This window comes from Paraburkholderia sp. NPDC080076 (genome assembly GCF_050281145.1).
Classification (GTDB): domain Bacteria; phylum Pseudomonadota; class Gammaproteobacteria; order Burkholderiales; family Burkholderiaceae; genus Paraburkholderia.
Window position 1 is genome coordinate 305,987 of record NZ_JBNNWQ010000007.1, and the last position, 26,527, is coordinate 332,513.

General features: G+C 59.7%; 26 protein-coding genes and 3 pseudogenes. 14 read left to right on the forward strand and 15 right to left on the reverse strand.

Features of this window, described 5'->3' with window-relative positions; genetic code table 11:
* Positions 1 to 21 precede the first annotated feature (21 nt).
* The 4 genes from ACQKRQ_RS27180 to ACQKRQ_RS27195 form a co-directional block, all read right to left on the reverse strand.
* Positions 22 to 711 (reverse strand): carboxymuconolactone decarboxylase family protein, encoded by a 690-nt coding sequence (locus tag ACQKRQ_RS27180; protein ID WP_427480722.1) that lies wholly within the window; start codon positions 709 to 711, stop codon positions 22 to 24.
* 30 nt (positions 712 to 741) lie between these two features.
* Complete coding sequence (locus ACQKRQ_RS27185) at positions 742 to 1,053, reverse strand: putative quinol monooxygenase (protein ID WP_427480724.1); 312 nt, start codon at positions 1,051 to 1,053, stop codon at positions 742 to 744.
* Positions 1,054 to 1,118: 65 nt separating this feature from the next.
* Positions 1,119 to 1,892 carry an SDR family oxidoreductase gene (locus ACQKRQ_RS27190; RefSeq protein ID WP_427480726.1) on the reverse strand — a complete coding sequence of 258 codons (774 nt, stop codon included), beginning with the start codon at positions 1,890 to 1,892 and terminating at the stop codon, positions 1,119 to 1,121.
* An 80-nt stretch (positions 1,893 to 1,972) separates the two neighbouring features.
* Complete coding sequence (locus ACQKRQ_RS27195) at positions 1,973 to 2,950, reverse strand: aldo/keto reductase (RefSeq protein ID WP_427480728.1); 978 nt, start codon at positions 2,948 to 2,950, stop codon at positions 1,973 to 1,975.
* A 97-nt stretch (positions 2,951 to 3,047) separates the two neighbouring features.
* On the opposite strand from ACQKRQ_RS27195, the gene ACQKRQ_RS27200 reads away from it, so the two are divergent.
* Positions 3,048 to 3,989 (forward strand): LysR family transcriptional regulator, encoded by a 942-nt coding sequence (locus ACQKRQ_RS27200; RefSeq protein WP_427480730.1) that lies wholly within the window; start codon positions 3,048 to 3,050, stop codon positions 3,987 to 3,989.
* On the forward strand, positions 3,986 to 4,225 hold the full coding sequence (locus ACQKRQ_RS27205; RefSeq protein WP_427480732.1) for a hypothetical protein: 240 nt from the start codon (positions 3,986 to 3,988) through the stop codon (positions 4,223 to 4,225). Before ACQKRQ_RS27200 ends, ACQKRQ_RS27205 begins: the two co-directional genes overlap by 4 nt.
* Positions 4,226 to 5,065: 840 nt before the next feature.
* On the opposite strand, the gene ACQKRQ_RS27210 is transcribed toward ACQKRQ_RS27205, so the two are convergent.
* A complete protein-coding gene (locus ACQKRQ_RS27210; RefSeq protein WP_427480733.1) occupies positions 5,066 to 5,221 on the reverse strand; it encodes a hypothetical protein in 156 nt (51 codons plus the stop codon).
* 452 nt (positions 5,222 to 5,673) lie between these two features.
* Here ACQKRQ_RS27210 and ACQKRQ_RS27215 point away from each other — a divergent pair, with 452 nt between their 5' ends.
* Positions 5,674 to 6,102, forward strand: coding sequence for an antitoxin Xre/MbcA/ParS toxin-binding domain-containing protein (locus ACQKRQ_RS27215; protein ID WP_046565320.1), 429 nt, complete (start codon positions 5,674 to 5,676; stop codon positions 6,100 to 6,102).
* Positions 6,099 to 6,572, forward strand: a complete 474-nt coding sequence (locus ACQKRQ_RS27220) for an RES family NAD+ phosphorylase (RefSeq protein ID WP_427480735.1) — start codon at positions 6,099 to 6,101, stop codon at positions 6,570 to 6,572. The genes ACQKRQ_RS27215 and ACQKRQ_RS27220 overlap by 4 nt, the downstream gene beginning before the upstream one ends.
* A gap of 416 nt (positions 6,573 to 6,988) precedes the next feature.
* On the opposite strand, the gene ACQKRQ_RS27225 is transcribed toward ACQKRQ_RS27220, so the two are convergent.
* Positions 6,989 to 7,678, reverse strand: coding sequence for a hypothetical protein (locus tag ACQKRQ_RS27225; RefSeq protein ID WP_427480737.1), 690 nt, complete (start codon positions 7,676 to 7,678; stop codon positions 6,989 to 6,991).
* 1,278 nt (positions 7,679 to 8,956) lie between these two features.
* On the opposite strand from ACQKRQ_RS27225, the gene ACQKRQ_RS27230 reads away from it, so the two are divergent.
* From ACQKRQ_RS27230 to ACQKRQ_RS27240, 3 genes and pseudogenes are all read left to right on the forward strand, one after another.
* Positions 8,957 to 9,727, forward strand: coding sequence for an MOSC domain-containing protein (locus tag ACQKRQ_RS27230; RefSeq protein ID WP_132380247.1), 771 nt, complete (start codon positions 8,957 to 8,959; stop codon positions 9,725 to 9,727).
* A 140-nt stretch (positions 9,728 to 9,867) separates the two neighbouring features.
* Positions 9,868 to 10,018, forward strand: a pseudogene (locus tag ACQKRQ_RS27235) (IS6 family transposase); the annotation flags it as partial.
* Positions 10,006 to 10,161: pseudogene (locus ACQKRQ_RS27240) on the forward strand (IS6 family transposase); the annotation flags it as partial. The pseudogenes ACQKRQ_RS27235 and ACQKRQ_RS27240, both read left to right, overlap by 13 nt.
* A 193-nt stretch (positions 10,162 to 10,354) precedes the next feature.
* On the opposite strand, the gene ACQKRQ_RS27245 reads toward ACQKRQ_RS27240, so the two are convergent.
* From ACQKRQ_RS27245 to ACQKRQ_RS27285, 9 genes are all read right to left on the reverse strand, one after another.
* Entirely contained in the window at positions 10,355 to 10,675 is a 321-nt protein-coding gene (locus ACQKRQ_RS27245; protein ID WP_427480738.1) for a Rieske (2Fe-2S) protein, read from the reverse strand.
* Between the two features lies 1 nt (position 10,676).
* A complete protein-coding gene (locus tag ACQKRQ_RS27250) occupies positions 10,677 to 11,045 on the reverse strand; it encodes an SUF system Fe-S cluster assembly protein (RefSeq protein WP_427480740.1) in 369 nt (122 codons plus the stop codon).
* An 8-nt stretch (positions 11,046 to 11,053) separates the two neighbouring features.
* The gene (gene sufU, locus ACQKRQ_RS27255) at positions 11,054 to 11,509 is read right to left on the reverse strand and encodes a Fe-S cluster assembly sulfur transfer protein SufU (protein ID WP_132380238.1); all 456 of its coding nucleotides are present in this window, start codon (positions 11,507 to 11,509) and stop codon (positions 11,054 to 11,056) included.
* Positions 11,506 to 12,759 (reverse strand): SufS family cysteine desulfurase, encoded by a 1,254-nt coding sequence (locus tag ACQKRQ_RS27260; RefSeq protein WP_427480742.1) that lies wholly within the window; start codon positions 12,757 to 12,759, stop codon positions 11,506 to 11,508. Before ACQKRQ_RS27260 ends, sufU begins: the two co-directional genes overlap by 4 nt.
* Positions 12,756 to 14,090: a Fe-S cluster assembly protein SufD gene (gene sufD / locus ACQKRQ_RS27265; protein ID WP_427480744.1), complete on the reverse strand. Its 1,335-nt coding sequence runs from the start codon at positions 14,088 to 14,090 to the stop codon at positions 12,756 to 12,758. The genes ACQKRQ_RS27260 and sufD overlap by 4 nt, the downstream gene beginning before the upstream one ends.
* Positions 14,087 to 14,869, reverse strand: a complete 783-nt coding sequence (sufC, locus tag ACQKRQ_RS27270) for a Fe-S cluster assembly ATPase SufC (protein ID WP_427480746.1) — start codon at positions 14,867 to 14,869, stop codon at positions 14,087 to 14,089. Before sufC ends, sufD begins: the two co-directional genes overlap by 4 nt.
* A gap of 43 nt (positions 14,870 to 14,912) precedes the next feature.
* Positions 14,913 to 16,361, reverse strand: a complete 1,449-nt coding sequence (gene sufB, locus ACQKRQ_RS27275) for a Fe-S cluster assembly protein SufB (RefSeq protein WP_427480748.1) — start codon at positions 16,359 to 16,361, stop codon at positions 14,913 to 14,915.
* On the reverse strand, positions 16,358 to 16,864 hold the full coding sequence (locus ACQKRQ_RS27280) for an SUF system Fe-S cluster assembly regulator (RefSeq protein ID WP_427480906.1): 507 nt from the start codon (positions 16,862 to 16,864) through the stop codon (positions 16,358 to 16,360). Before ACQKRQ_RS27280 ends, sufB begins: the two co-directional genes overlap by 4 nt.
* 265 nt (positions 16,865 to 17,129) lie before the next feature.
* A complete protein-coding gene (locus ACQKRQ_RS27285) occupies positions 17,130 to 17,783 on the reverse strand; it encodes a protein-L-isoaspartate(D-aspartate) O-methyltransferase (RefSeq protein WP_132380220.1) in 654 nt (217 codons plus the stop codon).
* A gap of 298 nt (positions 17,784 to 18,081) precedes the next feature.
* Between ACQKRQ_RS27285 and ACQKRQ_RS27290 the strand changes: the two are divergent.
* From ACQKRQ_RS27290 to ACQKRQ_RS27320, 7 genes and pseudogenes are all read left to right on the forward strand, one after another.
* Positions 18,082 to 18,666: pseudogene (locus tag ACQKRQ_RS27290) on the forward strand (HoxN/HupN/NixA family nickel/cobalt transporter); the annotation flags it as partial.
* Between the two features lie 507 nt (positions 18,667 to 19,173).
* Entirely contained in the window at positions 19,174 to 19,971 is a 798-nt protein-coding gene (locus ACQKRQ_RS27295) for an alpha/beta hydrolase (protein WP_427480750.1), read from the forward strand.
* Positions 19,972 to 19,974: 3 nt separating this feature from the next.
* On the forward strand, positions 19,975 to 20,316 hold the full coding sequence (locus ACQKRQ_RS27300; protein WP_427480752.1) for a hypothetical protein: 342 nt from the start codon (positions 19,975 to 19,977) through the stop codon (positions 20,314 to 20,316).
* Positions 20,317 to 21,310: 994 nt separating this feature from the next.
* Positions 21,311 to 21,775 carry a hypothetical protein gene (locus ACQKRQ_RS27305; protein WP_427480754.1) on the forward strand — a complete coding sequence of 155 codons (465 nt, stop codon included), beginning with the start codon at positions 21,311 to 21,313 and terminating at the stop codon, positions 21,773 to 21,775.
* 112 nt (positions 21,776 to 21,887) lie between these two features.
* Positions 21,888 to 22,271 carry a VOC family protein gene (locus ACQKRQ_RS27310; protein WP_427480755.1) on the forward strand — a complete coding sequence of 128 codons (384 nt, stop codon included), beginning with the start codon at positions 21,888 to 21,890 and terminating at the stop codon, positions 22,269 to 22,271.
* 537 nt (positions 22,272 to 22,808) lie between these two features.
* Positions 22,809 to 23,579 (forward strand): protein-L-isoaspartate(D-aspartate) O-methyltransferase, encoded by a 771-nt coding sequence (locus ACQKRQ_RS27315; protein WP_427480908.1) that lies wholly within the window; start codon positions 22,809 to 22,811, stop codon positions 23,577 to 23,579.
* Between the two features lie 108 nt (positions 23,580 to 23,687).
* The gene (locus ACQKRQ_RS27320) at positions 23,688 to 26,189 is read left to right on the forward strand and encodes a spermidine synthase (RefSeq protein WP_427480910.1); all 2,502 of its coding nucleotides are present in this window, start codon (positions 23,688 to 23,690) and stop codon (positions 26,187 to 26,189) included.
* Positions 26,190 to 26,527 lie beyond the last annotated feature (338 nt).

The following is a 26,527-nucleotide window of genomic DNA, read 5'->3' on the forward strand; positions in this document are numbered from 1 at the left end:
GTTTGTCTCCAAAGAAAACGATCAAGCTGAACGCTTTGCAAAGATGTCTTTCACTATCGCTGCGGCGGACATCGCGTTCGGCCATCCGGCATAAAACGCCAAATGCGTGATGGCTTCCGCGGCTTCGACCTGCGACATCCCGTTGTCCATTGCCTTGTTGACATGAAACGGAATCTGCGCGGACTGACCGACGGAAATCAGGGCAGCGACCGTACACAGGCTGCGGTCCCGGGGGGCCAGCGATGGTCGCAGCCAGAGATCATGAAATAGCGCTGTCGTAGTGTATTCGGCCAACGCCTGAAATGCCGGTCCGATCATCTGATCTACAGCCGCGGTGCGCATCGCTTCGAACGCGTTATCCACGTCGATCCTGGGCCCTTGTACTGGCGGCAACTGGTCTACCGGAATTCCGCGCTCCGCGAAGATTTCCTTCGCAATCGAGGCTGCCATCAACGCGTTCGCCCATCCAGCGTAGAACGCCAGATGCGCGATGATCTCGGAGACTTCAGCTGGTTTAACGCCATTGGAAAGCGCAAGCGACATGTGATGTTTCATCTCGATACCCTGATTGCGTGCAATCAAGGCCGAAACGGTGATGATGCTTCGGTCACGGGCCGACAGTTGCGGTCGTTGCCACATTCCCGACATCAGCAGGCTTTCTGTGTAGTGTCCAAGGACTGGCGAAGCTGCGCGAATATCGTCGATTGTCATTGCATTTTTACTGTTGAGGTTAGTCAGGAGTCAGTCGCTCACGCGACTGCTAAGCGTGAGCGACGGACCAAACGTCAAAAGCGGTCCGAGCTCTTTCATCACTTCAGCGACGTGCGGATTGTTCGCGTGTGTGTCGAGGGCATCCTGATTCGTCCAGCCATCGAAGATGAAGAACGTATTGGGATCATCTATCTTCTGGTGAAGGTCGTAATAGAGACAGCCTGCTTCGAGCCTTGCGGGCTCTACAAACTGAAGTGCGAGTTTCCGGACCTTTTCACGGTTGGCGGGTTCACACCGTAATTCGCACACGATGTGACGTTCTTCTGATTTCAGGTTTTGCATGGTCTGTGCCTCCAGTACACTCTTTTACGCTGTCACGGATTGAACGGGGGTGCTGCGCGCGCCGATCAGTTTTTGCCCGCGTAGACTCGCGTCATGCCGCCATCGACCACAAGATCGACGCCACGGATGTAGCTGCTAGCATCGGACGCCAGAAAGACGAGTGCATCGGCAATATCCTCTGCGGTCCCGACGCGGCCCGCCGGAATCTCCGTCGAAACCCGTTCGACATACGATGCGATGTGTTCATCGGTCATGTTCTGTTCATGGCTGTAGCCTTCCGTCGGCACCACGCCTGGGCTGATCGTATTGACCCGGATGTTGCGTGCCTTCAGGTCAGTGGTCCAGCTTCGGGCCAGCGACCGTACCGCTGCTTTCGTCGCGGCGTAGACTGCAAAGCCCGGAAGTCCCATGTCCGCCGTGATCGAGGCGTTCAGGACGACAGATGCGCCATGTCGAAGCACGGGAAGCAGGCTTTGCATGGTCAGGATGACGCCCTTGACGTTGATACTGAGTTCACTGTCAATCTGCTCTTCGGTCAGTTGTTCAAGTGGCGTAGCATGGCCGCCTCCGGCATTGGCGAAGAGGATGTCGAGGTGGCCATGCCCTGCCCGGATAGTCTCGGCTACACGAAGCATGTCGCTCTTGCTTGCGGCGTCAGCCTGGATCGAACGGGCGCTTGCCCCGAGCCTTGATGCTGCGACTTCGAGCGGGCCCGGCCGCCGCCCCGTGATATAGACGAATGCGCCTTGCTCGATCAGCCGTTTGGCTGCGCCGTATCCAAGGCCGGTAGTTCCGCCCGTGACGAGCGCAACGCGTCCCTTCAGAACCTGCGATTCCATGATCTGTTTCCCCGGCAAATGTCTGTTGCGTGGTGCGCGCGGCGGGAAAGCGGTTCGCTGCCGCCGTTGAACACCGGAATTCACCGGTTGACTGTCTTCATCATCTGCTCGTTATAACGGGCGCCCTGAACTGGTTGCTTCGCCAGGAGATCGCCAAGCTCCTTCAGGTCGTTATCGGTAAGCTCGACGTTAGCGCCGCCGATGTTCTCTTCAAGGCGGTGAAGCTTCGTCGTTCCGGGGATGGGGACGATCCACGGCTTTTGAGCCAGCAGCCACGCGATGGCGATCTGTGCCGATGTTGCATTCTTACGTTTCGCGATTTCCGCGATCAGACCGACCAGCCTGGCATTTGCATCGCGCGCTTCACCGTTGAAGCGCGGCAGGGTGCTCCGTACATCGCCTTCCTTGAAGGTCGTCGATTCGCCGATCTTTCCACCGAGCAGGCCTTTGCCAAGCGGGCTGAAGCAGACGAAACCAATGCCAAGCTCCTCGAGCGTCGGCAGGACTTCTGCCTCTGTGTCGCGAGTGAACATAGAATATTCGCTTTGAAGCGCGGTGACCGGTTGGATGGCATGGGCACGGCGAATGATGTCAACGCCGGCCTCCGACAGGCCGAAATGCTTCACCTTGCCTTCGGCGATGAGGTCCTTGACCGTTCCGGCAACGTCCTCGATCGGGACGTTCGGATCGACGCGATGCTGATAGAACAGATCCAGCACATCGGTCTTCAGGCGCTTGAGCGATTGTTCCGCCACCAGGCGGATGCGTTCCGGACGGCTGTCGAGGCCATCCTTCGTATTTCCGTTCCTGAATCCAAACTTCGTGGCGATTACTACCTTGCCTTTGTACGGTGCAAGTGCTTCGCCGACCATTTCCTCGTTCTCTACGCCATATGCTTCGGCTGAGTCGAAAAACGTCACGCCGCGCTCTGCAGCAGCACGAATCAGATTGATACCGTCGGACTTGTCCGTGGCCGGTCCGTACCCGAACGTAAGCCCCATGCAGCCCATACCGATGGCGGAAACTTCCAGGCTTTTTCCAAGTGTGCGCGTCTTCATGTAACCGTTCTCCAAAGTGATAGGAGAAATATATCTGCCTCGCAGTCAGTTGGTTAGATGGTATAAACTGCATACCGTTATAAGTAAAGCTAATACCGTGGCGCGCGATAACCTTCAAGACATTTCCGCATTTCTGGTAGTGGCGCGCGAGCGCAGCTTTACCCGGGCGGCGGCGAAGATCGGCATCTCCCAATCGGCGCTCAGCCAGATCGTGCGCGCATTGGAGGAGCGACTGGGCATCCGCCTTCTTACCCGCAATACGAGGGGCGTTGCACCAACTGAGGCGGGTAAGCAGCTGATTGAGACGGTCGGCCCCCATTTCGATGGGATAAACGCGGGGATCGCGGCGTTAAGCGGACTCAGGGAGAAGCCCGCCGGAACGGTGCGCATTACGGCTGATCAGCACGCTGCTGAGGATGTGCTGTGGCCCGGACTCGACAGATTCCTTCCAGAGTTTCCCGATATCAAGGTGGAGGTGATCGTTGACTATGGGCTCACCGATATCGTTACTGAGCAATACGACGCCGGGGTCCGGATCGGCGAGGTGATTGCCAAAGATATGATCGCGATTCCAATCGGGCCGGACATTCGCATGATCGTGGTTGGTTCTCCCGGTTATCTCGCGCGGAACGCGGCACCTGTCACACCTCAGGACCTGACGAAGCACAACTGCATCAATCTGCGTCTGCCGACCTATGGGGGTCTCTATGCCTGGGAGTTCAACCGGGAAGGACGTGAGCTGAAAGTACGTGTCGATGGGCAGCTGATGTTTAACAACATCGGGATGATCACGAAAGCGGCTCTTGCCGGGCACGGTCTAGCGTACGTTTCACAGGCGCGTGTCGCTGACCATCTGGCGAGCGGTGAGTTGATCCCGCTACTGGAAGACTGGTGCCCGTGGTTCTCCGGATATCACCTTTATTACCCTAGCCGGCGTCAGCCAGCACCAGCCTTTGTAGCGGTTGCCAACGCGCTTCGCTATACCGGCGTTGCGCCGGGGACATTTCCCAAGGCGAATGGCCGGAAGGTGAGCGGATGAGCGGTGGTCCGCTCTCCGCACAAGAAGAGACATCCGATCGTCTAATTGGCGGCTTGCGTGTCGTGGTGATGCGCACCCTTATGCGTTTGATCGGATTGCAGGGTATTGAGGAGTGCAGGCTCCATAAGCCGGACAAGGGAGCGGCGCAGGGTTCGCGTCAATGGGACGAAGCAGCATTGACGCAGCGCGTCGGAGAATTCATCGAGACGCGAACGCTACAACAGCCGTTTGTCTGAGTGGAGTGCTGATCGGCCGCCGTGCGTCGGTTTATATAATTTTGGTACCGCGCCTGGCCAGTCGAACTGAGGCTGGCAGACATGTCGGGAACAAGTTTGCATCAAGAGGCTTCGCAGTAAGGTTGTTCCCCACACCAACGCTTGAGGCGATTTTGTGACTTTTCCGGCAGACCCCAAGTGCAACGCCGAATTCAATACCGATGAAAGCGCGCTCGTTTGATGGCATCCATCCGCTGCGCTGACGGGGAGGCGGCTCGCGGTATCACGCGGCGCTTGTTTCACGCCTAGAGGCTAGGAACAATTTTCTGCAGAGCGGGAACAATTTTTTGCAAACCGACGACGAAACCAGAGCCATCGTGCATGCGCTAAAAATTTGACATAATTAAAGTGATCGACGTTTAATTCGCAATCCTATGTTTACCAGGCCGAAGAGGCTTCAATTTGTGCAGGAGGCTGCTGCACAAATTCTGGATTCGCCCATGCCTTCAGGTTGCACGGTGACAATTTGCGCAGGGCGGGGAGGGCTAGCTTGCGCTGGATCAGTGTGGCGAAACGCTCTTCAAGTTTCTGATAATCGAAACGTCGAAGGGGAAAGGTTGCCTGTCTCACGAGGCCACGATGAAGCGTCTCGAATTGACGATTGGTGACCTGCCAAGGTGTTGGATGCCGTGGACATGGAGGCTGGCTGGTCGCTGGAGGAGCCTGAGCAGGCGTCAACTCCGTTACCATCGCCTGGTATGTGAATCCGAAATCAGTAGCTGAAACCCGCCAGTTCTCTTCGGAGCCTGGCGGGTTTTTCTTTGCCTGCGGGGCGCGAGCTACATACGGCGGTGGAGTCGCTCAACCGTTCAGTTGCGATTCGACGTTCAGAACGATCCGTGCGACCGGGTTGCTGTCTGCGGACTGCGGCGCGAACTTGATCTGGGCGAAGGTGACGATACCGAGAGCGACGACCAGGAGTGCTCCAGACGCGGCGATGCGGGTAAGGTATTCCACAGGGACCTCATTTTGATGATGTAGACAGAAACTGGACATAGCTGACAGGCGTGTCGACTCAAGTTCAGCGGCATCTCGGTCCGCCAACCCGGCAACGCCAGACGCGATCGTCGGATCGCGCTTGCCGATCGGACGAATTTTGTGCAGTGCACTATAACACAACCATCAGGTTGCATCTACCGATCACACGGGCTTGTGCATTGCACTATAAATAGTTTATTCGTATACCCGGTGCGACATCCCGTCGCGAGCGGATGCTTAATTGCTTGAGCATTTCGTGTATGAAAGATTTCTGTAGGCCATAACGGGCCGCCATGCTCGCAGGCACGGACGATGTCGAGGAAGCCGTCTCGGCAGTCTCCCCGCTGGCGCCTACTAGTTGAAGATGGGTTTGCGGACAGTATCAATTGCGCTATGATTGGGTATCAACTGATACTTTAGTCGGGAGTCGCATGTCACTGATTACGCCTGAGGCAGTGGCCGCAGTCATGGAACTGCGGCAGGTCCCGCACACGCTCGCGGAACTCGAAGCACTTGTCCGCGACGGATTGCCCAAGTCCGCGCTGCGCGCGGGCGTCGAACATGCGACGCAGGGTGCTGACGCCCGGCGTGCGCTACTTGCCCGCATCATCCCCGAAGCGACCTATAAGCGGCGTCGCGATCGGCTGACGCCAGACGAATCGGAAAAGACTGAGCGGCTGGCCAGGATCGTCGCGACGACGGCCTACGTCTGGAACGACGAAGAGGACGCGCGGGAATTCCTGTCGACGCCGCACCCGGAGCTCGAAGGGCGGGCGCCACTCGATGTTGCGCTGACCGAGCTCGGCGCGCGCCGGGTCGAAGAGCTGCTCTGGAAACTGTTTTATGGGTTGCCGGCGTGAAGTTGTTTCGAATCGCCGACACTCGACATACGGTCTGGAGCGGCACCGGCGCGATGCTGGTGGGCGGCCGCTTCAATAGCCCGGGGCGACCGGTCATCTACGCCGCGTCGACCTTCGCCGGTGCGATGCTCGAGGTTCTTGTTCATGCCCGCATCGGCAAGGTACCGAAGACACACGGATGGGTTGAAGCAGCGGTTCCCGACGATATTCGCGTCGAACTCCAGTCGGGCGAATCGTTGCCAGGGGGATGGGATGCGCCAGCACTGCAGGCGGCAAGGGAGTTCGGCGACGCCTGGCTGACCGAGTCGCGTACCGCGCTCCTGATGGTACCTTCCGTCGTCGTCCGTGCAGAGTTCAACGTGCTGGTCAATCCCGCACACCCCGACGCGACGCGGATTGTTGTGACCGAGCCGCAACCCGTGGTGTGGGATGAACGCCTCTTTGTGATGCCGACGGTCGGACACTCCTAGATTACGATGGTGGTCGGCTAGCCTCGCCTCGACGCTTTGCTCATCAACGGAAATGACTGGGACGTGGCGTCTGGTTTAGTTCGCAATCGCCACTCGCAATGGCCAGTGCAGCGTCTTCTTGTATTCTCCATGTCCAGTTGCCAAAGCCGACACGGCCGTCAGTTTCTGTTAATTGCCCTGACAATTTGACATAAATTGCGTGGAATTGGTTGGGCCACGCGATTAATGAAGGAAAGTGTACGCTGGATACACTCCGAAACCACGTGATCTCTGTTGAAAATGGGTGCGACCATTTCCAGCACAGATTACGTGGAATATGCGATACAGATTACGTGGGAGCGTTTCCGGTGGAGAACAACTTTAGGGACGGAAAGGCTGAAAGCGTGAATGACGACGGCGGCGGAGGATGCTGTGTACTACCCATGCACCGCTCCTACCACGTGATCCCGCGCGGCCTCGATCACGGCCAAGGGGCCTGCTGCCAGGACCTCGCGAGGACGCTTCCCATGGAGCATACTGTTCGTCGACTCGAACCACGAGGCAATCCGGAACGGTGTGAAGCCTTCGAAGACCTTCAGGATCTCTGCCACTGCAGGAATCGGGTTGCCGAGATCATCAAAAATGTACCTCGGGTACAAGGTCTGGCCCGCCCGCTCGATGGCAAAAACCCTGCCTTCCTTCTTCCACCGACTCGTCACAGCATGCAGATTCGTGGCATCCGGATTCTGCCGCTTGCCGACCATCTGAGCCGTCAACCACGTGGTTCCGTCCAGCACAGTTGCAACTGCCTTAGCTTCCATCTCGGCACGCGACGGCGTCATCAGCCTGACCGGTGACGCATCGACGAGACCTTGCAGGACACTATCTTCCTGCTCGCTGATTCGCCGGCGTACCTTGCGAGTCAGCTCTACCTTGGTGTGCTCCGACATGCCACCGCCCAAGTCTTCCAACCCGTCGAGAATTGCAGTCGCAGCAGCACGTGTCGCGTCCAGCGCCATCACGATCCGGCCGATGTCACCGACGCCTCCCGCGGTCTGGGATCCGAGCGCCAACGCGGCCATGCTTGCGGGGGCCATCGTTTCGGCACTTGAACGTCCTTTAACCATTGCGTACTCGATATTGAGAAATGTGATCGTTTAAGTTTATATCACAAGTCTCACATTTCAAGTATCTGCCTCAAAATGCTGCCCACGGGGGTAACTCGCATACCACCCGCTGGGGCCACCAGAAGTCGCCACCATAGAGACTTAACGTGATTCCTTCAGAAATGCCACGAGACCATCTACGCGTTCCGTTTTCGACGTAAACCGTTTAGAAAAGACGGCGACGGCATTTCTGAACGATTTCTGTTGAATTTTTATAACAGTTTCTGTGAATGCACTACGACCGCCTCGATGATCTTCACGCGCTCGAGCTCGTGCATGCTGATCGTGATGAATCCACGTCCGTTCATGGTCTGGCTCCGGGCTGGCTGTGATGCCGCAGCATGCGCCACCGCAGCCAGCCCGGAGCCGGGAACCGGACATTTCTAATGAGCCAGAACCGGACATTTCTAAAAAGCCCTGACATCGAAAACGTTGATAAATTATGTTATGTAAAATTATGGGGTCACAAAACGAAGTGCCAAGATTCACGCCCGTTTGCAGAAATTGTTCACGGCTTTCGGTTGCCCCAGGTAAATGTGCGAACTTTCAACGGGTAATCTTGTTGGCGCCGTTGTGTCTACGGCTATTTTCGGCAACTTGTCGCCACAATTGGCCCGACTTCGGACCGGCATGGTGATCCCGTCAACACAATTGCCAAGGTGAGCAACAAGGTCAACCCATTTGCCTAAAGTGCGCCTTGGCGCGGATCTTCTGCAATTATTTCCCCGGTGCCGCTGACGCGACCAGCACGATACAGAGTCGGACGCTCGCGAAGGCCGTCCACCCTGTACCTTCCATTCAAGCCTTCGCACGCTTGCCCTTCCGCATCGCCTCGACGCGCGCATTGGCTTGTTCAATATGTAAAATCCGGGAGGTGAATTACTTTTGCGGTATCGAGACGCCAAGTGTGCTTTCCTCCCGGCTCGGCCGCGTTCTCGAGACCCGGAGTCACGTTGCCGAAATCGTGGATTTCGGTCCGAAACGGCCTGTTACGTCCGAAATGCCCGCCTGATTTATGGTTTGCCCGATAAGATGAGATTGCCGCAATCCATGACTGAGGATTTTCCCTAAGCTTTGGCCGCCTCGGCCGTGAGGCGGCACATCTGCCTACCCTTGCGGTCCGCCGCCCGCTCCGGCGTCCAACAACGCTCCGTCGCGCGGAAACAACCGCCGGCCAACGCGCTCAACGATTTACTTGTGCGCCGATGCGTACCCAAACCCACTGAGCCCGAGCCCGCCATGTTCGTAGATTGTCTAAAACGGTACCCAGTCAAAGGACTATCCCCAGAGTCTCTGCAATCTGTTCTTTTGCAAGAGGCACAAGGGTTTCCACTTGACCGCGCATATGCCATTACTGACGGTTCATTTGCGTTCGACCCGGGCAATCCTACCCCCGAGCCGAAGACGAAATTTTTGATGCTGGCCAAATACGAACGGCTGGCTCAGTTGAAAACCCGCCTGATTGCAGAGACCAGCGAACTCGAAGTCGAGCACCATGGGTCAACCGCCCGTTTTGATCTCGCCACCGACGCCGGGAAGGAGACGGCTGCGTCTTTTGTGAGTGATTTTCTTGGGGTGCCGCTTCCCGGAACTCCGAAGGTCGTTCATGCGCCTGGGCACCAGTTCACTGACGTCAGCGTTCACTCTGTTGCCTTGATGCGCAGCATCTCCTTCATCAATGTTGCGACCGTCCGCGATTTGGCTGAGCGAGTTGGTATGGAACTTGATCCCGTGCGTTTTCGCGCAAACGTCTATTTCGACGGACTTCCTGCGTGGGCCGAGATGGAGTGGCTCGACCGCCACTTCTGCATCGGTGACGCACGTCTCAAAGTGGTGAGACGCACCAAGCGCTGCGCAGCAACGAGTGTGAACCCCGCGACTGGCGAGCGCGATATCAACCTTCCGCTCCAGATCAAGGACTACGTCAACCACGGAGATCTCGGAATCTACGCAGAGGTGTTGACAGGCGGGACCATCAAGCCGGGCGACAAAATAGTCCTGGAAAATTAGTGATGAAAAGCCAATCGACACAGTCATCGGTTCTGTTGCAGCACGGCGGTCCGCTAAGATGTGTGGAACGACATGAACGGCTGACAACTCGATGAAGACGTTCAATCCGGCGGTGGCCCGAGTGCTCAACCGCCTGCATTATCCGCTCGACAGGTGTACCCGAGACGGTAACCATCGACAAAAGCGGTGCCAAGCTCGCCGCGCTCGAAGCAATCAACGCGGATCGTGACATCGCCCATCAGGATCCGCCGGTCCAAATATCTCAATAACCTGACCGTCCGGCGGCGAAGGCTGACATCCCCGAGTTCGCTCAGGTGAAGCACGTTTTTGTCAAAGCGGCTGCACGCGTGAACAACCGTGCCAAAAACAGCCATCAGCCGACTCGCAGACGCGAACGCCCGATGTGCGGCTTTCGCGATGCGCGTCGCACCAGACCGGCCAGCGATTGCGCCATGTTATTGAGCAGAATCACAACTCGAGGAATAGCAACTTTTTAAGTATAGAACTTCACCCTGTCGCGTCGTGCGACAGACGCTCCGCCGGGGGCACGGCTTTCCTACGCCAATAAACCAAAAACAATGTCAGCAGGATGCCTGCTCACAAAAATAAGCGAGAAAACAGCGCACCTCAATCCCACCGCACGTCACGCACCTGAACGATGCCCGCCTCGATCCGCACCGGAAACACAACCACATCCTCATAAGCCGGCGGCGCCAACACCTTCCCCGTCCTGATGCAAAACCGCGCGCCGTGGCGCGGACAGATAACCACGTCGCCTTCCACCACACCGCCTGTCAGGATGCCGCCGTCGTGCGGGCAGATATCCTCGATCGCATAGCAAGTGCCGTCGACATTGAACACGGCAACCTGCGCGCCATCGACCTCGACGCTGCGAACACCGCCGACCGGGAAATCCTCAATCGCGGCGACATCGACCCAGTCAGACATATCAAAGCATCCCCAATTGCAGGCGTGCCGCGTCCGACATTCGCTCTCTCGACCACGGCGGATCCCACACCAGCTCGACGTGCACGTCGTTCACGCCGTTCACGGAAAACACCGCATCCTCAACCGTCGCCGGGAAGGTCTGCGCGACCGGACAGCCAGGTGCGGTCAACGTCATGCGGATTTCGACGCGGCCTTCGGCTACGTCCACGTCAAGACCATAGACAAGCCCCAGGTCGTAGATGTTGACAGGAATCTCCGGGTCGAACACGGTGCGCAGCGCGTCGATCACGCGTTCTTCGAGACGTTCTGTTGTTGCGCCACTGCCAGGTTGTGCGGCCTCGGCGCGCTTCAGCCAGTCGAATGTACTCATCGTCTGCCTCACTCTGTCGAAACGGGGCGGTCCTCGTCGTGCAGTGCGGCATGCAGCGTATGCCACGCAAGCGTCGCACACTTTACGCGCTCGGGAAACTCGCGCACGCCGGACAGCACCGTCAGCTTGCCCAATGCCGACGCTGCTGGCGCCTGTCCTGCAGCGGGTGTTGTCACCATGTCGTGAAAACGTCCGAACAGCGCTTCGGCCTCCGCTTCCGTTTTGCCCTTCAGCGCCTCGGTCATCAGCGACGCGGACGCCGTCGCAATCGCACAGCCCGCGCCTTCGAAACTCGCCTCCCTGACGACGCCATCTTCGATTCGCAGATACAGCGTGATCCGGTCGCCGCACAACGGGTTGTAGCCCTCGGCCTTGTGATTGGCATCGGCCAGCCCATGACAGTTACGCGGCCGCCGGTAGTGGTCGAAGATGACTTCCTGATACAGATCGCGCAGATCGCTCATGAACCGAATATCTCCCTGACCCTGCCAAGCCCTTCGATCAGGGCGTCGATATCTTCGCGCGTGTTGTAGAGGGCAAGCGACGCGCGCACTGTCGCCGGTACGCCGAACCGCTGCATCACCGGCATCGCGCAGTGGTGACCCGCCCGCACCGCGACGCCGTGATGATCGAGAATTGTGCCGACATCATGCGCATGCACGTCGTCGAGCACGAATGACAGGATGCTCGCCTTGTCGCGTGCGGTACCGATGAGACGCAAGCCCGGTATCGCCTGCAATGCGTCCGTTGCATAAGCGAGCAGGCCGGCCTCGTGCGCGGCGATCACTTCCATGCCGATGCTGTCAACATAGTCAAGCGCCGTGCCCAGCGCAATCGCGCCGGCAATGTTCGGCGTGCCTGCCTCGAACTTCCACGGAATCGCGTTGTATTCCGTTTTCTCGAACGTCACCGAACGGATCATGTCGCCGCCGCCCTGCCACGGCGGCATCGCTTCAAGCAGCGCGGCCTTGGCATACAGCACGCCGATGCCTGTCGGCCCGTACACCTTATGCCCAGAAAACGCGTAGAAATCACAATCGAGCGCGCGGACGTCGACCGGCAGATGCGAGATCGCCTGTGCACCATCCAGCAGCACCGGTACGCCCTTCGCGTGCGCCGCTGCAACAATGCGCTCCACCGGATTGATGCTGCCGAGCGCGTTAGCCAGATGCGTCATCGCGACCAGCCGCGTGCGGTCGTTCAACAAGCGCTCGTACGCGTCGGCGTCGAGCGCGCCCGTATCGTCAATCGGCACGACTTTCAGCACCGCCCCAGTTTGCTCGCAGACCATCTGCCACGGCACGATATTCGAATGGTGCTCCATCGCACTGGTCAGGATTTCGTCGCCAGGCTTGAGCTGCGGGCGCGCAAAGCTCTGGGCGACGAGATTGATCGCTTCGGTCGTGCCACGTACAAACACGATCTCGTCCGGACGCTGCGCGTTGATGAAGCGTGCGATCTTCGCGCGTGCTGCTTCGAACGCTTCGGTCGCGCGCTGCGACAGCAGATGCACGCCGCGGTGCACGTTGGCGTTGCTATGCCGGTAGTAAGCGTTTTCCGCGTAGATGACCGAGGCCGGCTTTTGCGTAGTCGCGCCATTGTCGAGATAGACCAATGGCCGGCCATGTACACGCTCGCCCAGAATCGGAAAATCGGCCCGCCAGTGCTCGACATTGCGCGGATCTGGCGCCTGCATCTGTCCAATCGGCTTCATAGCAACTCCCTGATGCGCTCGCCTTCCGGAGTGCGCGCGAGCAGCAGATTTTCAAGCCGACCGCGGAGCGATTCGATGCGCACACGTTCGACAATGTCGCGTGCAAATGCGTAGGTCAGGAGCGCTCGCGCCGTGCGTTCCTCGACGCCGCGCGCACGCAGATAGAACAACTGGTTCTCGTCCAGTTGACCGACCGTCGCGCCGTGTGTGCATTTCACATCGTCGGCGTAAATCTCGAGTTGTGGCTTCGTGTCGATTTCCGCGTCGCGCGACAGCAGCAGGTTGTAATTCGCCTGATGCGTGTCCGTTTGCTGCGCATCGCGATGCACGATGACGCGCCCGTTGAACACGCCGCGCGCGGCGCCGTCGAGCACGCCACGGTAGTATTCGCGACTCGAGCCATGTGGCCCTCCGTGATCGATGCGCGTGTGGTGATCGACGTGCTGCCGGCCACCAACGAAATAGAGACCGGTCAATGTGGCTTGCGCGTTCGCGGCGTTCAGGCCCGTGTCAATGCCCGTGCGCGACAACGCGCCGCCGAACGCGAACGCATGCGAGGTAAAACAGCTGGCGCGTTGCTGCGCAGCAGCGACCGACGCGATATGAAACGCCTTCGTGCCTTCCTGCTGCAACCGGTAGTGCTGCACATCTGCCTGTTCGCCTGCGACGATGCGGGTAACCGCATTGGTCCAGTACTCGTCATCGCCAAACCCTACAAAGTGCTCGACGATCACGCAGCCTGAGCGTGCTCCCGCAAGCACGACATTGAACGGCTGCACCGCAAGTCCCGCTTCGTCGGTCAGGAACAGCATGTGCAGCGGTTGATCGATGACCTCGCCAGGCGGTAGCACGACGGCAAATCCATCCCTCAGAAACGCCGTGTTGAGCGCGGTAAAGCCGTCGGCATACGTCTGCGAAGCGATCGCAGCCTGCAGTCGTTGCGGTATTTCTCTCAACGCCCGCGTGAGCGAGCCGACAAACACATCATGCGGCAAACCAATCAGTTTCGACAGCCGCGGCACATGGTGACCGTTAACGAATACCAGTCGATGGCCAGCCGGGTCCAGCACGAGTCCATCGACGATGCGTCGCACGTCGCTATCATCGGTGCGGCCGGTGCGTTGCGGCGCGAAATGCCAAGGACGCTTGCCAATCGCCGACACGTTCGTGTACTTCCAGTCCTCGTGCCGCGTGGTCGGAAGGCTCAGCGTGTCGAACTGTTCGATGGCGCTTCGGCGCACGGCACGCAGCCACGGCAGCTCAGCGCCGGGCAACGTCTTCGCGAGTTGTTCAAAAGCCTGGTGGAAGTGGTCGAGCGACTCGTTTTTCATGGATGCCCTGCACTTGCTGAACCGGCTGATTGCACGGCCTCATCCTCGATCCAGCCATAGCCCTTGCGTTCCAGCTCTAGGGCCAGTTCGCGCGGCCCTGACTTCACGATCCGGCCGTTCGCCAGCACATGTACGCGATCCGGCACGACGTAATCCAGCAAGCGCTGATAGTGCGTGACCAGCACAATCGCCCGTTCGGGGCTGCGCATGCTGTTGACGCCCTGCGCGACGATCTGCAGCGCATCGATATCGAGTCCGGAATCCGTTTCGTCGAGAATGGCGAGCCGGGGCTCCAGCACCGCCATCTGCAGGATCTCGTTGCGCTTCTTTTCTCCGCCGGAAAAGCCTTCGTTGACTGCGCGGTACAACAGGGTCTCGTCCATCTGCATCAACGCCATTTTGTCCTTGACCAGTTGCAGAAATTCCATCGCGTCGAGTTCCGGCTCGCCACGATGCCCGCGCCGCGCGTTCAGCGCCGCCTTCAGGAGATAAACGTTGCTCACACCGGGTATCTCAACGGGATACTGAAACGCGAGAAACAGCCCGGCGTGCGCGCGCTCTTCGGGCGCGAGCACCAGCAGATCGCGGCCGAGATACGAGACCGCGCCGCCGGTGACGACGACGTCCTCACGCCCAGCCAGTACGTGGGCGAGCGTGCTCTTTCCCGAACCGTTCGGGCCCATGATCGCGTGCACCTCGCCGGCCTTCACCCTCAGATCGATGCCACGCAGAATTTTCTTGCCGTCGACTTCGGCTTGCAGATTGCTGATTTCAAGCATGGTTCGAATCCCTCGCGAATCGCCGTGGGCCAGGTGCTAACGGTTAGCCCACACTGCCTTCCAGGCTGACGCCGAGCAGCTTCTGCGCCTCGACGGCGAACTCCATCGGCAGCTCCTTGAAGACTTCCTTGCAGAAGCCGTTCACAATCATCGACACCGCATCCTCCGCAGACAGCCCGCGCTGCCGGCAATAGAACAACTGGTCTTCACCAATGCGTGATGTCGACGCTTCGTGCTCGACCTTCGCGGTCGGGTTCTTGACCTCGATATAGGGGAACGTGTGTGCGCTGCAACGGTCGCCGAGTAACAGCGAATCGCACTGCGTGTAATTGCGCGCACCTTCGGCCGCACGGCCGACCTTCACGAGGCCGCGATACGCATTCTTTCCGCCGCCCGCTGAAATGCCTTTCGACAGAATCGTGCTACGCGTATTGCGGCCGAGGTGAACCATCTTCGTCCCGGTATCGGCCTGTTGACAGTGGTTGGTCAGCGCCACCGAATAGAATTCACCGACCGAGTTATCGCCCTGCAGGATCACGCTCGGGTACTTCCACGTGATCGCCGAACCGGTTTCCACCTGAGTCCACGAAATCTTCGAATTCGCCTCGCGGCAATCGCCACGCTTGGTCACGAAGTTGTAGATGCCGCCCTTGCCCGACGCATCGCCCGGATACCAGTTCTGCACCGTCGAATAGCGGATCTGGGCCCCTTCCAGTGCAATCAGCTCGACCACCGCGGCATGCAGTTGATTTTCGTCGCGCATCGGTGCGGTGCAGCCTTCCAGATAGCTCACATACGCGCCTCTGTCCGCGACGATCAGCGTACGCTCGAACTGCCCGGTGTTCTGCGCGTTGATGCGGAAGTACGTCGATAGCTCCATCGGGCATCGCACGCCCGGCGGGATATAGCAGAACGAGCCGTCGCTGAACACGGCGGAATTCAGCGCGGCGAAGAAATTGTCGGTGTGCGGCACCACGGAGCCGAGATACTTCTGCACCAGTTCGGCATGTTGCTGCACGGCGTCCGAGAACGAACAGAACACAATGCCGAGTTCCGCGAGCTTTTCGCGGAACGTCGTGGCTACCGAGACGCTGTCGAACACCGCATCCACCGCAACGCCTGCCAGGAGTTCGCGTTCTTCCAGCGGTACACCCAGCTTTTCATAAGTACGCAACAGTTCCGGATCGACTTCATCGAGACTCTTCGGACGATTTCTCTGTGCCGTCGGCGCGGAATAATAGACGATGCCCTGGTAGTCGATCGGCGGATGCCGGATTGTCGCCCAACGTGGCTCGGTCATCGTGAGCCAGTGCCGATAGGCCACGAGACGCCATTCGAGCATGAATGCCGGCTCGTCTTTCTTTGCGGAAATGAGCCGGATCACGTCCTCGCTTAACCCGCTCGGCAACGCGTCGGCCGCCAGATCGGTCACGAAACCATGCGGGTACTCGCGACTGATCAGTTCGTCGAAACCGGTTGTAGATGCGCTCATGCATGGCCTCCGTCGGTCGTTTTGCGCGACAGTTGCGTCGCACCCGCGCGGCGGCCGGGAATGCTGCGCGCGCGGATCGCGCTGATATCAACCGCGCGCAAGGTCGGACCTGCCATGTCCGCCAGCGTGACCTGCTGTAACGCCTCGCAGATCACGCGATTGACCTTCTGCCAGTTGGCCCGCACCGCGCACGCCGCCTCCTGGACGCACAAGCCAGGCAACGTGCTGCATTCGGTCACCCCGATCGGCCCGTCGACCGCGGCGATCACCTCGGCCAGCGTGATCCGCTCGGGCGGCCGCGGCAGCAGGTAACCACCATTCGTGCCGCGCAGCGACTCCACCATACCGCCCCGCGTCAGGATTTTCAGCACCTTTGACACTGTAGGTATCGCGACGCCGGTCGCCGCCGCAATGCTGCTTGCGCTGTGGACTGCATCCGGATCGCGGGCCATCGCGGTCATGATCACTGTGCCGTAGTCGGCAAGTTTGCTCATGCGCAACATCCGAATATCTCCCGTTTTAATCAGGACCTGTTTAGTCCTGATTAGACCGAAATGGAATCGGCTCGGTTGCAGTGAAACCATCCTGCGTGGGGCCTGGCCGCGTCGCCAACCGCTTCCCGTGTGCCGGGAAACATTTCGATACACGACACGGACCTTGATTTCATTCTAGACCTGTCTGCAACACATTGTCAGGGCTATCGTCATCCGATGCCGGTACGTGCTCGGGCCGGGCCCAGCACCAGATTGGAACCGGGCGGCCGAACACTTAATGATCAGGCCAGCCGTCTTCGCCGACTAGCGGTACGAAGCTCACTTCGCCGAGCGAGCGCTCGTGATAATCGTGTTCGCTGTAGCGGACCAGTTTGATCAATCGCTGATGGTAAGGCTCGCGTCCCACCGGCATGACGATCCGGCCACCGACCGAGAGTTGCAAACGCCACGCCCGCGGGATACGCGGACCGCCGGCTCCCGCGATAATTGCATCGTACGGCGCATAGGCGCCCAAGCCGACAGTGCCGTCTCCGAGATGAACGGTCACGTTTGAAATGCCCAACCGCGCCAGCGTCTTGCGAGCGGTGCTGGCGAGCACCGGATCGCGTTCAACGGAATCAACATGCGCCACGATTGCGGCCGCAATTGCGGCGGCGTACCCCGAGCCCGTGCCGATGTCGAGAACCCGGTCGCGGGGACCCAGTTCGGCCGCCTCGATCATCTGCGCGACGATGCTGGGCTGCGAGATCGTTTGATGACTCGCGATGGGCAACGGACTATCGTCGTACGCGCTTTCACGGAGGTGCTCCGCTACGAATTCCTCGCGCGGCACATGACGCATCGCGGATAGCACGTTGGAATCGCAGATGCCGCGGGCCGCGATTTGCCATACAACCATCCATTCCCGGGCTTCACTGAAATCGATCATTGCTGCTCTCCTCTGATGGTCGTGCAGGTTTTACGGCAGGCTCCGCATACCTTCACCGAGAGATCCAGACGGGGCGCGCCGGCGGCCGCACGCACCCGGCGTCGCGACATCCTGCATTCGGCAACGCACATACCGCACACGGGATTCTCACGCCGCCGACCGCGGCGGTCGCCGATGCAGGCAGCCGCAGCGCCGCTTCTTCGCAAAGCGATACTCATACGGAGATACTCATACGGAAATTGTGCACTTCTGGCGCGCTAACTTCACTACGTATCGGTGACCGGATCGTGCAGCGACGCTTCGGCGTGGCGAACGTCTCGTCGAGGAAGACCTCGATATGCTGCTCAACAGGCGCGGTTTCCTGTCGCGCATTTTCCGTCCGCTATTCCGCCTGGTTTCGCGCAACTGGCACATGTACCCGATCGGCTTTCTGTTCGTCCTGGGCTTCGATACGGCGACGGAAGTGGTGCTGTTCGGTATTTCCGCCCCTCTGGCCGCTGATGACATGACTCTCGCGACCATCCTGATCTTCCCCGCGCTGTTTACGGCTGGCATGTGCCTCGTCGATACCGCCAACGGCGTGCTGATGCTCGGCGCTTACGCGGGGGCGTTCATGAAGCCGGTCCGCATGGTGTACTAAAACATCACGATCACGTTCGCTTCCCTAGTGGTGGCGGTGCTGATCGGCGGCATCGAGGCGCTGGCGCTCATCGCGGACGAGCTCGACCTCAAGGGCGGTTTCTGGGGTCCGATTGGCGCGGCGTCGGACAATTTCGGCCTGCTCGGCTACGCGGTGATCGGCCTTTTTGTCGTCAGCTGGCTAGTGTCCGTGCTGTTCTACAAGCTCAAGCGTTACGACGACATGCCCGTCAACCTGGGCTGATCGGAGATCGGCTCAACTGTCCGGGCGCGCAATGGGTTCGGCTCAGACACGCGGATGATCGCGTGCCGATCGGACGCGTCGCCATGATGATGTCGCGCGTTCGATCGACACGGGAATTATGTGCGGTGAATACGTGGTGCCGGAGACATCGCACTCGTCCGTTTCATTATCAGCCGCTCAAAGCGGCCGCAATGGCGCCAAGATCGGTCATTCGGTAGCCCCAGATGATCGTCGCTTCATGGCCGGGTCCGGTCCAATATTGAAACGACAAGGCTGCTCGCCGTCGATGCTTTCGGTGGTGTGATCCACTGAAGTATGCAGCACAAGACTGGTCCACGGTCCGCTGTGCAAGCGGGGGCGTCGTTGCCATCTGCCCGTTGCCCTGGAGCCGTCCCTCCCGGCGCCGTCAGCGCGTGGCTCGCGACGACACGCAGGGATATAAGCGGTGGTCAATGCGCGCTAAACTGGGTTCGTTACTGAAACGATCGGTGGATCGGGCTCAAGGCGATGAAATTCACCGGGTTGATGTTGCGTCTCACCGTTGCGTTCCTGATTGTGTTCGCTGGAGTCGCCATCTTGCAGGATCGCTTTATCTACTTCCCTGAGAAGGCTGCAACCGGGGACGTCGTTTCCAGCGTACTTCGCGCCTGGCCGACACCTGAGGCGTTCCGGGGCCTCGTGGCCGAGCCCGTCGGATCCGTGCGCGCCACCGTCATCGTCTTTCATGGCAATGCCGGGCACGCCGGACACCGTTCGTTCTACGCCGCAGCGCTCACGCGGCTCGGGCTGCGCGTGATCCTCGCCGAATATCCAGGCTACGGGCCGCGCGACGGCACGCCGGGCGAAGAGAGTCTGGTCGGTGATGCTCAACAGACCATCGCGCTGGCGCATCGGCTCTATGGCGCGCCGCTGCTGCTCATCGGCGAATCGCTCGGGGCCGGCGTGGCGGCCGCCGCCGGCTCGCGTGAACGCGACAAGACCGCTGGCTTGCTGCTCATCACGCCATGGGATCGGCTTGAGCACGTCGCTGCTTATCACTATCCGTGGCTGCCCGTGAAATGGCTGCTGCGCGACCGATACGACAGCGTGACCCATATGGCGTCGTTCAGGCGCCCTGTTCTCGTCGTGGTTGCGGAGCGCGACAGCATCGTCCCCCGGCGCTTCGGCGAAGCGCTCTACAACGCGCTGGCCGAACCGAGACGACTGATAGTGTTGAAGGCGGCTGAACATAACGACTGGATCGGCCGCGTCGACGAAACCTGGTGGCGGGAGGTGATCGGCTTCCTGCTCACGCCTTCGCATTGAAATATGAAATCACGCTCCGTCCCGTCCGGCAGGGAACGCTTCTATGTCCTCGATGCGAAGAACAGACCTGTCGAGGTGTTCGACCGCGGCGAGTGGTCGCGCTGGATGACAGAGAACGAACTGATGTTCCGCCGCACGCTGCTGGACGAATCCGGTGTGACGGTCACCACCCGTTTCCGCGGTGTGTCCGAACCGAAAACCGGGGAAGGTTCGCTGTTCGTGACGCGCGTCGCCGGAATGGAAGCGCGAGACAACAGGAGCTACGGAGCACATACGCTCGATGAGGCGCTGGAGCAGCATGAGCTCATCGTGCAGAAGATCGTCCGCATGCTGACCAGGCGGTGATCGCCACAGCACAACGATTCTCCTCGACCATAACCATCCCCCCGCGCGGACGACATTGTCTGCGCGGGCATCCGCCCGAACGTCGCCACGCCCAAAGTGACGGCTCCAACCCGTCGACCCCTGGCATCTGGAAGTCCACGATCACGCAGGCGGAGTGGCACGAAGCGCCCGACGACAGCGTGCTCAGAAATGCCTCGCCACTTGGAAAAGTCTCCGCCGCTACCCCGAAAAAAAAGAGTGCAGCACACGCTTGAGGGCACGGCGAACCGATTCGTCATCGTCGACCACCGCTACGATTCGATTGAAGTTGACCATTTAACGTCGCGATAGCCGATTGTATGTTATCGACGGCGAGTTGGGATCGGGCTATTCCGTGATGGGCCCGCTTGAAGCGCAGGTACTTTTGCAGGACATCTTGCAGAAGATGGCAGATACCTTGCGCGGCCAACTCGCGGAAAATCTGCAGTAACTAGCGGTCTCCCCACGGCCAATGCTAACGTAGCGGCCTTTCGGGTTAGGGCAGCGACGGTCGCTTCATGACCGACTACTGCCAGATACCCGCTAACGTCACCAGGTGGTCGATCGCTATTGTGCAAGGGCCCGAGAGGGATAAGGAGATAAGACCGCGAGACATTGCCAGTGGCCGCGAAGCTCTTTCTCCGTATCGATGTGCCGCTGGTCATCGCCGGCATAAAGACAGACGCTCGTTGTCTTGCTGCCCTCACGCAGAGTGAAAAGCTGCCATCCGGACTAACTACCGTTCCGATGCAATATCCGCGGCACCATTCCACGTTGGCGCTCATCACTGCATGGTTTCCTGACGCATCCCACTTCAGTTCATGTTGCCGCCGCGTCGAGGCCCCGGAACATCGCAGCGGACTGGACCACCGGCACGTGAAGTTGTATCGTTTAAAGAGGGGAGCGGAAACGTCTGCTGAATTCCGCGCTGGAACGGCACGAGTTGTTTTCATCACATTGCGAGGCCAGGGGATTGATGGCACGCACACTGACAGTCGGACGGCGGATTCTTTGGGTGCTCGTGCTCTGCATTGCCGCGACATGTCTGGCAACTGGTGCAGCGCTGCTGTTTGAGTTGTCGGTCGTCAGCCGCGCGGTGAGCGATTTCAGTCAGGACGAGACACGGGAACGGGCGCGCTTCGCCCATGGTGGGCAGGTTACGCTCGACGAGCGCCTTAATCCGGCCTACCTGAAACGCTACGATCTGGACCCGGGCCAGTACATCGACAGTCAGGGCCATTTTTCACCAACGGGCGCCGACTGGCAGCGATGGAGGCTTCGAACCAAAGCGGCCGCGACGGTAATGTGGCTTGGCCACGATCCGCCAGGCACATGGTGGACGCTACTGCAGATCAAATGTGTCGATCGGTTTCCCGAAGCCCACGCCGATAGCGAGCCGATCGTCGACGTCGCCGATGCATGCCTCGGTCAGCCGCACTGATTGGCGCAACGTTCAGCGGTCGCGCGAGGGACGGAGTGGGCGTTGGGCGATGATGCCGGCCGGCACCGTGAACAGGCACTGTCACACAAGCGGCGAAACGAGAGCAGCGAACATGAGCATCACGCTTAATCACACGATCGTGTACGCGCGGAACAGGGATGCATCGGCGGCATTTCTCGCAGAAATACTCGGACTTCCCGAGCCGAAGCCATTCGGGCCGTTCCTTGCCGTGCAACTGGATAACGGCGTCACGCTGGACTTCTACAGCGATGATCATCAAACGCGGCCGGAACACTATGCGTTTCTGGTGAGCGAGACCGAGTTCGATTGCATTCTTGCGCGAATACAGAGCCGCGGATTGCCCTACTGGGCGGATCCCTCTCACCGCCGGCAGGGCGAGATCAATACGAACGATGGCGGTCGAGGCACGTATTTCGAAGATCCGAGCGGCCACAATCTCGAGATCATCACGCAGCCGTACGGCAGCGGCACATAACGAATCCAGTCGGCGTCCAATCCGGACCGGGCAAGCGTGTTCGGCAGGATTGGCCTGCGGAGAAGCCGAGGGAATTCTCGGCTTCGCGCGCTGGTCGCTAATCGCACGTTGATCGAGCGCTGATGTTCTCGCGACAGTCAGCACGCGAGACCCACTCCGGCCGGTCGCGCGAGACCACCAATCGGCCGCTATTGGACCGACACACGACGTTTGCGACAAACGCATTGGTTATCCGCTGTTTGGCCCTTATAGCGGCCATTGGTCAAGGTGCACCCATGCGCCCTGCAAAAGATGCAAGGCTCAAAGCGGAAGACCCGGATATTTTCCGCCGGATCCCGATCTGGTGTCGAGCTCAATACTGCCGGCTGGGCAACGCGGGATGAGTTACACAGGACGTGCGGCTGGGCCATGGTACTTCAATCACTCAGCGTGGAGGATGCGGACGTTTGCTAGTTCGGAAATGGCGAGAGGCCGGCCTGATGCATGACAGGCCGCCGGACGTGTTCGACGCGAAGCCAGCCCGCGCATGAGCGTAGAATTACAGTAGGTCAGGCAACAGGGACCATTGTGAAACCGATGACGCGCTGGCTGCGCATCCTGATTCCAGCAATTGCATTGGTGTGGCTGTATTCCGGTGTTCACGCCGCCGACGATTTTGCGCTACGCCGGGCGAGAATGGTCAAGGAGATCGCAGCACTGACTGCTGACACCGGCACCGAAACCGGCAGGCATGCCATCGATGCGCGCGTCATGGCGGCCATGGAACAGGTGCCTCGCCACAAATTTGTTCCGCCCGAGCAGGAGCACAACGCATACGAGAACAGGCCGCTTCCCATCGGCTATGGCCAGACAATCTCGCAGCCTTACATTGTTGCCCTGATGACCGACCTGATGGTGATCAAGTCTACCGATATCGTGCTCGAGGTCGGCACCGGCTCCGGCTACCAGGCGGCGATCCTGGCAGGTCTGGCACGAGCGGTATATTCGATCGAGATCGTCGAACCCTTGGGCATGCAGGCGCAGGAGCGCCTGCAACGGCTCGCCTACAAGCAAGTGGAAACCAAGGTGGGCGACGGCTATTACGGGTGGGAAGCCCACGCGCCCTACGACGCCATCATCGTCACCGCCGCTGCCAGCCATGTCCCTCCCCCCCTCGTGCGGCAATTGAAGCCGGGCGGCAGAATGGTTATTCCGGTGGGCGCGCAGTTTCTGACCCAGTACCTGCTGCTGATCGAAAAATCGGACGACGGAACGATTTCCACCAAACAGATCTTGCCCGTCAGATTCGTGCCATTGGCCGGGCACTGATTCAAGGATGAGGTGTGAGAGAGCAAATGGACATGGCGATCCCGTGCACCTGCCTTGTCTCTGGTCAAGCGCATCCTTCATGCCGCATCCATTCCCATTCACGCGATCATGCCCACGGCGCCTTTGCTCGCCCTCTCCCTGCTCTCGGCCGCAGCGCTCGGCTACGAGATCCTGTTGATGCGCCTGTTTTCCATCATCCTTTGGCACCACTTCGCCTATATGATGATCAGTGTCGCCCTGCTGGGATACGGTGCAGCCGGTGCGATGGTGGCGTTAGCGCAGCGCTGGCTAGCGCCCAGGTTTACGGCCGTGTTCGTTGGCGGCGCCATTCTGTTCGGCGTTTCCGCGGTCGCCTCTTTCGCGCTTGCCCAGCGCGTCGCGTTCAACCCCCTGGAGATTCTGTGGGATCCGCAGCAGCCGCTGCGCCTGCTGCTGATTTATCTGCTCCTGTTCGTCCCTTTCTTCTGCGCCGCGACAAGTGTCTGTCTCACCTTCACACGGTTCAATGATCAGATTCCCCGCATTTACAGTTTTGATATTGTGGGAGCCGGATTAGGCAGCCTCGCCATCATCGTTGCGCTATTTGTCCTTGCTCCGCTGGATGCGCTCCGCCTCCTGGGCGGTGTGGGTCTGGCGGCAGCCGCGCTGGCATGCATCGAGTGTCGCTGGCATCGAAACTGGTTGCCGGTGCTGTTGGTGGGAGCCGCGGCCATTTCGCTGACCATCCTGCCACGCGACTGGGTCGCTCTACGGCCGTCCGAGTACAAGGAATTGAGCCAGACACTGCGCATCAAAGACGCACACGTGATCGCTGAAAGCTCGAGCCCACTGGGTCTCATCACGGTAGTGGAAAGCCCTTTGATTCCTTTCCGCCACGCACCGGGGCTGAGCCTCAACGCGACCATGGAGCCGCCGCCACAGTTGGGAGTGTTTACTGATGGTGACGGGCTCTCCGCGCTCAATCGCTATGACGGACAGCGCGAGTCACTCAGTTATCTGGACTACGTGACCTCCGCGCTTCCCTACCACTTGCTGGAGCGCCCCAGAGTCTTGGTACTTGGCAGCGGCGCCGGGGCCGATGTGTTGCAGGCGCTTTACCACCAGGCGAGCGCAATCGACGCGGTGGAACTGAATCCGCAGGTGATCGACGCGGTGGAAGGCCGCTTTGCCGACTTCTCCGGCAAGCCTTACAGCGCACCCAACGTTCACGTCTTTACCGGCGAAGCGCGAAGCTTCATCGCTGGGCACGGCGAGCGCTATGATCTCATCCAGGTCGCGCTGCTGGATTCGTTCAGCGCCACGTCCGCCGGTCTTTACGCGCTTTCCGAGAGCTATTTGTACACGGTGCAGGCGTTCCAGGATTATCTTCGCCATCTCAACCCAGGCGGCATGCTGGCGATTACGCGCTGGGTCACGCTGCCGCCACGCGACATCCTGAAATTGTTTGCGACGGGGATGCTGGCCATGGAGGGCGTCGGTGTGGCGCAACCCTCCCGCCGGCTCGTGCTGATCCGCGGCTGGAAGACTACGACGCTGCTGGTCAAGAACGGGGAGTTCAGTGGCGAGGAAATCGTCGCACTGCGAGGCTTCTGCCGTGCGCGCTCATTCGACGTCGGATACTACCCCGGGATGCACGCCGCGGAAGCGAATCGCTACAACGTGCTTGAAACGCCATACTTCTTCGAAGCCGCGCAAGCCTTGCTGAGCCCCGATCGCGACAAGTTCTGGGCACGCTACAAGTTCGATGTTCGACCCGCCACGGACGACAAACCGTACTTCTTTCACTTCTTCAAATGGCGTTCGCTGCCCGAACTCCTCGCCTTGAAGGAGCAAGGCGGGTTGCCTTTGCTGGAATGGGGCTACCCGGTGCTGATTGCGACCCTGCTTCAGGCCACATTGGCAGCTTTGATATTGATCCTCTTTCCGCTCTGGATGATAAGGCGCCGCCAACGCCTGGCTCACAGCTCGCCATCGTCAACGACAACCCTTGTCGACAACGCCACTGCATCAGCGGCCTTATCCGGGCGGCGAGTTGCTATCTATTTCCTCGCGATTGGTTTCGCCTTCATGTTCGTCGAAATCGCGTTTATCCAGAAGTTCATCCTGTTCTTGAGTCACCCGCTCTATGCTGTTGCGGTGGTGCTATGCGCGTTCCTCTCGTTTGCCGGACTGGGAAGCCGATATTCGCAGCGCCTGCAAGGGGGCGGAGCGCACTTACCCAGCCCCGCGCCAGGGTCGCGCTGGAATAGAGGTCGCCCGTCCCTGCTGACAAGGACCGTCTTCGCGATCTCCCTTATCTCCCTGCTCTACCTGGCCATCCTCCCCACCCTGTTCCGACTGCTGATTTCCCTGCCCGATCCAGCCAGGATCGCTATCTCCGTGCTGCTCGTCGCACCGCTCGCGTTTGCGATGGGAATACCCTTCCCACTGGGACTCGGGCGCGTTGGCGCCAGCGCCGAAGCGCTGGTGCCCTGGGCGTGGGGCATCAACGCCTGTGCTTCCGTGGTGGCTGCAGTTCTGGCAACGGTGTTGGCGATCCATCTTGGATTTACCGCAGTGGTAGTGATAGCGCTCTTGCTCTATGTCGCGGCGGCGGCCGTTTGTCCCTAATTCCGCTCTGAACGTGCCTACCCCGATGTCGACCGGGCCGCTGTCAAAGCCGCGCTGCGACCAAACTCCACAGCCGTCGGCGTAGCCAACGGCGCTCCGTCCCTGGCCAAAATTCAATCGACCCTCTGGGCCGCGCATGACGCGTCAGACCGTAGCCGACCGAGATGGAATGGACACCGCCCTACCTTGGGGGAGGTGGGGTTCAGCAGGAACGCGGAGGCCCTCCAGAACCGAACGGCATCAATGTGCCAGAGTGGAGTTTCGACACGTCCACTTTAGGAACGGAGGTGGGCACTGCGAGGATCGCGCCCCCCGGCCGGCCAGTCGCTTGGTTTTGC